This window comes from Verrucomicrobiota bacterium (assembly GCA_016871535.1).
Classification (GTDB): domain Bacteria; phylum Verrucomicrobiota; class Verrucomicrobiia; order Limisphaerales; family SIBE01; genus VHCZ01.
Map to the genome: position 1 here is coordinate 1 of VHCZ01000339.1, position 5688 is coordinate 5688.

Annotated in this window: 5 protein-coding genes; 2 read left to right on the forward strand and 3 right to left on the reverse strand. The window is 60.2% G+C overall.

Annotated elements, in window-relative coordinates; translation table 11 throughout:
* Positions 1 to 274: 274 nt before the first annotated feature.
* From FJ398_25465 to FJ398_25475, 3 genes are all read right to left on the reverse strand, one after another.
* Entirely contained in the window at positions 275 to 1891 is a 1617-nt protein-coding gene (locus FJ398_25465) for a hypothetical protein (protein ID MBM3841239.1), read from the reverse strand.
* Between the two features lie 640 nt (positions 1892 to 2531).
* Positions 2532 to 2936: a four helix bundle protein gene (locus FJ398_25470; GenBank protein ID MBM3841240.1), complete on the reverse strand. Its 405-nt coding sequence runs from the start codon at positions 2934 to 2936 to the stop codon at positions 2532 to 2534.
* Positions 2933 to 3289 (reverse strand): DUF485 domain-containing protein, encoded by a 357-nt coding sequence (locus FJ398_25475; protein ID MBM3841241.1) that lies wholly within the window; start codon positions 3287 to 3289, stop codon positions 2933 to 2935. Before FJ398_25475 ends, FJ398_25470 begins: the two co-directional genes overlap by 4 nt.
* Positions 3290 to 3474: 185 nt before the next feature.
* Here FJ398_25475 and miaB point away from each other — a divergent pair, with 185 nt between their 5' ends.
* A complete protein-coding gene (gene miaB, locus FJ398_25480; protein ID MBM3841242.1) occupies positions 3475 to 4860 on the forward strand; it encodes a tRNA (N6-isopentenyl adenosine(37)-C2)-methylthiotransferase MiaB in 1386 nt (461 codons plus the stop codon).
* Positions 4861 to 5296: 436 nt separating this feature from the next.
* Positions 5297 to 5688 (forward strand): hypothetical protein (locus FJ398_25485; GenBank protein MBM3841243.1); only part of this gene is annotated, 392 nt, incomplete at its 3' end.

The window sequence follows — 5688 nt, forward strand, 5'->3', positions numbered from 1 at the left end:
TGGAGACCGCACGAAAGGTGCGCTCTCTCTCGTCGAGACCCCATCAACCGGAGAGCCGGATGCGGGAAATCCGCCCGTCCGGTTCGGAGGGAGGGGTGACGCTCGTGTGTCATCCCTACCCCTATCTTTCGCGAGATTCTTGAATCATCCCTGCCATGAACCGACCCCTCACCTTCGCTCTTGCGTCCCTGGAATTTGTTTGGGGCGATGGCTCGAAAAAGTTTGGTCTGGGACGGAGTGGAATCCGTCCATGCCAGGTCCTCGAAGCGACACCTTAATGCGCCTGATGCTCCTGGATGTACTCCTGCTTCAGGCCGAGCTTCTCCGGCGCGTGCAGGACGAGCATCTTCATCCGGATGTCGGCCGGGATTTCCTTTTTCGTGAGTTTGGAGACCACGATCATGAGCGCGATGGCAAGCGGCACGGTCCAGATCGCCGGCTGTTCGCAGAGAATCCGCAAGAGCGGATGTGCCGCCCAGAAATCATCCAGCGCCAGCCATTTCAGATCGCTGAAGCTGGTCAACGAGATGGCGGCGACGGCGAGCAGTCCGCCCGTCAACATGCCCGCGGCCGCCCCCTTCATCGTCATCCCCCGCCACCACGCGCTCATGAAGAGCAACGGAAAATAACTCGCGGCGGCAATGGCGAAAGCCTGGCCAACCATGAAATTGATTTGCAGCGGCTCCACTTGCGTCCCCAGCAAGATGGCCGCCGTCCCGATCAGAACGGCGGCGATCTTGAACGCCCGGAGCCGTTGTTCCGGCGTGGATTTGGGGCGCAACATCCGGCCATAGACGTCATGCGCCAGCGCGCCGGTCATCGACACCAGCAAGCCGCTGAACGTGCTCATGAACGCGGCGAACGCCCCGGCGCAGGTGATACCGGACAGGATCGAGCCCCACGGAATTCTCGTCCCGCTCACCCGCACCCGCTCACCTACTCTCCCACTCACCTCGCCGCCCTCTGAGCGAGTGAGCGAGTCAGCGGGTGAGTGGGAATTAAGGATGCGCGGCAGCTCCAGCACGACTTTATCCGTCCCCTTCGCCCCCGTCCCCGCGTAAAGCTCCGGCAAAAGATTCCTCCCCATCACTCCAAAAATGGGCGGGAACAGATAAAACACCCCGATCAGAATCATGACCCACATGGTAGTGCGTTTGGCGGCGACGCCGTCCGGGTTCGTGTAAAACCGCACCAGGATGTGCGGCAAGCCCGCCGTGCCGCACACCAGCGCGATGATCAGCGAATACGTGTAGAGCAGCGCCAGCGGCTTCGGGTCCACGGGCGTGATGACCGCGTCTTTCGTCGGGAACGCCTTGAAGACGTTGCCCGCCTCGCGCACCACCGTGACTCCGCCATCGGCAAGGATTTTCTCCATTTGCGGCACGATGACCGAGGGCACGTTCTTCGGAATGGCGCACCGCAATCGAATCTCCTTCAGCTTCTCGCTCCGGAGATAACTGATGCGATCGTGAAGATTGATGCGCTCGGTGAGCAGCTTGTAGTCGGCGTAAGTCTTGACCAGGTCCCACGCCGTCCGCGTGCCGCCAATGGCAATGGCAAACACGGGATCATCGACGTTGAAGACGCGCTTGATTCGAGCCGGCCAGGGCGTGCCGCCGAAATCAACGTCTTCGCGTTCGAGCTTGCCGTCGTGCTTGACATCCGGCTTTGCAGCTTTGGCGGCTTTGGTGGTCAAGGGACCGAAGGGACTCAGCCAGGTCAGGTCTGCGGGGGCTTTTGGAGGAAGCGGCGAACGCTGAACCTCCAACATCGAACTTTCAACATCGGACCGAAGCTCATTCGTGCCCGGAGGCGTTCGGCGTTCGGGGTTCGACGTTCGATGTTCGGTGTTCGCTCCGACTTGTTTCCCATAATGCCCATACACCGCCATCAGCACGAAGACCGGCACGGAGATCGCAAACATCTTCAGCCAGTATTGAAACGCCTGGACCAGCGTGATCCCTTTCATCCCGCCGAGCGCCACGTTGAGGGTGATCACCGCGCCGACCAGCACGACGCCCGCCCAATATGGCAAGCCGGGAAAAATGTAGGCCAGCGTCGTGCCCGCGCCTTTCATCTGTGGCATCGTGTAGAAGAAGCCGATGAACAAGACGAACACGACCGCGATCTTGCGGAACACGGGCGAGTCGTAGCGGCCTTCCGCGAAATCCGGAATCGTGTACGCCCCGAAGCGCCGGAGCGGTCCGGCGATGAACAGCAGCAAGAACAAATACCCGCACGCGTAACAGACCGGATACCAGAGCGCGTCGTATCCCGAACTCATCACCATGCCCGCCACGCCCATGAACGAAGCGGCGCTGAGGTATTCGCCGGAGATCGCCGACGCGTTCCACCCCACGCTGACATTGCGGCCCGCAACGAAGAAGTCATGCGCGGTCTTCGATTTCTTCGCCGACCAAAAGCCCATCCAGATGGTGGCGATGACGGTCAGAGCGCTGAAGGTGAGGATGTAGGGGTCGATGGTCATACAGGCGCAGCGGTGAAAGGGAGCAGGGGAGAAAGGGGGCGAATCAAGACTGGCGGTGGAGTCTGCTCAGAATCCACGGGTCGGGGTTGTTTTGCATGGTGACCAGCTTACCCGTAACGCGGTCGTACTCCCGGTGGATTTCACGACCTACTTTTCGCGTGATGTAAGCGCACCGGACAGAGTATTCGATCCACGACTGTGTTTCGGCAGCCTCGGCTTCCGCCCCATTTAGTTTGTCGCAGAACGCGGCCTCGTATCGGCGCCGTCGCCAGCCTTCAGCAATATGCCCGGAAACTGAGCGTGACGAACGCCGAATCTGATCGGTCAGCGAATACATTTCCTCTTTTGGAAACTTCTTTGTCAGCTCGAAGAGCTGCATCGCCGCCTCGACCGAAAGCCGGTAAACATCCAGTTGCCAATGGTGAGTTATCTTGCTGGTTGGTTTCATAGACTCCTTTTCTCCCTTTCTCCTTCTCCCCCTTTCGCCCTTTCCCCCAAGTTACCTGCTGATATCTCATGAATCTCGGCCTGCTCAAGGGCAATCGACCGACGGATGAAGAGCCAGGAAATCCCCCACACCAACGGGAAGAAAAGCACGCCGAGAATCAGCCAGGTCAGCGTGAAACCGAAGACCCGCGTGGCCATCAGATCGGGAAAAAAATAGTTGGCCAGCGGCAGGCCGAGCAGCGCCGCGAGAAATGCCGCCGCAGACGCGATCGACAGCCTGAGCTGGCGCCGCATGAGACGGTGGAGAAACTCCTCGCTGTGAATGTCCGGCTTGTCGGAGGACGGCGGTTGCATGGCGCCGACGTTGTAGCAAGGACACACTGGCCCGGCAACGTGGTTTTCCCTGCTTTGCCTCCAGTTTCGGCAGAATTCAACTCTGCGCTACAGGCTCGCTGGACAAAGCGGGCGTTACATTCCGAGCCATCTTCCCCCTTCCCAAGCGCGCTCCCTTGCCGTAATTTCACCGCGCTTTTCGGAAAATGCCGAGCGTTTTTATCAAAACTTACGGGTGCCAGATGAACGAGCGCGACTCGGAAGCAGTCGCGGCTCAACTCGTCGCCAAGGGCTACACCCTCGCGGCGTCGGAAGCCGTGGCTGACGTAGTCCTTCTGAATACTTGCAGCGTGCGCGATGGCGCCGAGCAAAAAGCCCTCGCCAAAATGCAGAATCTGGCGGCAGAGGTTCGGCGTAACCGTCCCAATGTGGTGCTCGGCTTTATGGGTTGCATGGCGCAAAGCCGCGGCCAGGAACTGATCGACAAACTGCCGGACGTCGATCTCGTAATCGGAACGCAGAAATTCCATCGGACCGCGGATTACCTGGACGAGATTCTCGCGGGCCGGCGGGACAAGGTCTGCGACGTGGAGGCAGAATCCGGCAGCGAAGCCGCGATCAAGGAACATTTGCTCTACGGAAATCCGCCGGCCAACGACGCCCCTCGGCAGGTGACCGCTTTTGTCAGCATCATGCAAGGGTGCAATCAATACTGCACCTTCTGCATCGTTCCTTACACGCGTGGCCCGGAGCGGAGCCGCGCCATTCCCGACATCGTCGCTGAATGCCAGGAGTTGGTCGCGCGGGGCGTGAAAGAGATCACGTTGCTGGGCCAGATTGTGACCAGTTACGGCCGCCGCGAGATTGGCGCGAAGGATGGCGAGTCCGCGTTCGTGCAACTGATCGAGGCCGTGCACGCGATTGGCGGACTGGAACGTATTCGATTTACCTCGCCGCATCCGAAAGGTTACGGCGACGATCTGGTCGAGGCGTATGGCCGCTTGCCCAAGCTTTGCGAAAGCGCGCACCTGCCGGTCCAGAGCGGGAGCGATCGCGTCTTGAAACTGATGCACCGCGGCTATACGCGCCCGCGGTATCTGAGCATTATCGAGAAACTGCGACGCGTGCAGCCTGACATTGGAATCGGCACGGACATTATCGTGGGTTTTCCGGGCGAGACGGAGGAGGATTTCGAGCAAACGCTTTCGTTGGTGCGCGAGGCGCAGTTCGACCAGGCGTTTGTTTTCAAGTATTCCCAGCGCCGAGACACGCCTGCGGCTTCGATGCCGGATCAAATTCCGCAATCGTTAATCGAGGAGCGCCACGCCGAATTGCTGAAGACGGTCAATGAAATTGTGGCGAGAAAGCTCCAGCGCTTCGTCGGCCAAACGGTGCAAATCCTGGTCGAGGGGCCGAGCCGGAAGAACCCGGCGCGCCTGGAGGGACGGACGCGCTGCAATCGGATCGTGGTGTTCGAGGGATCGGAACGGCATCGCGGCGAGTTGATGGACCTGAGAATTTGCCGCGCCAGCGCGCACACGCTGTATGGAGACCCGGCCATCGTTGGACTGGAAGCGGAGGACCGTGAATAGCTGGATCGCGCCCCACGCCTGCGACGGTACGAACCGCTGGGGGCAAACTTCCACGCGCCAGCGTCTTGGACTGCGGCCGTCCTCTGCCGCATTTAGAGCGTGTCCGAAAATTCCGCGAGGTCCTGTTTTCGCGCCAAAGGCCGGATGGCGAGGCGCGACGAAGGAGAATATCCTCCCTGGATCTTCGACTGAGGAGCAACGAAGCCAGGCGGCCTTTGGCGCGAAAACCCTCCGGGCGGCGGGTCTTTTGTCCGTGGCCTGCGTTGGCTCGGTCCTTACAGCCCGCGTTGGGGATGCTCGGACCTCGCCGCCTTGGCCACAGCCAAAATCCCTCGCCGCAGGACCCCGCGCAATTTTCGGACACGCTCTTAGGCCTGCCGGGCAGATCGAAAAGCGCCAGAGGACTGGCGCACTCCAAAACCTCGCGGAATAACCCATGAAGCTCTCCACACTAGCGGTCGGACTGGGAATCCTCGTTTCTTTGCCGCAATTGTACGGGCTGCTCAAACCCGCCGAAGCCGCCAAAGCGGCGCGGAGTTTCCCCAGATCGATGGCCTGGGGCTACGCCTTGATGGCCCTGGGCACGGCCTGGTTCCTGTGGAACTTGAACGCGGAATCCATTTCTGATTTTGCGAGCTATAAGAAATGGATGTTGCTTGGATTTGGCGCGCTGGGCTTGGCCACTTGCATCTATGTTCCCGATTTTCTGGCCGTGCGCGGGCTGTCGATCGTCCTGCTCTTGATCGCCAAATTGATGCTGGACACCGCGCGCTGGCACGATTCGCAATGGCGGCTCGTCATCTCGGTTTGGGCCTACCTCTGGATTCT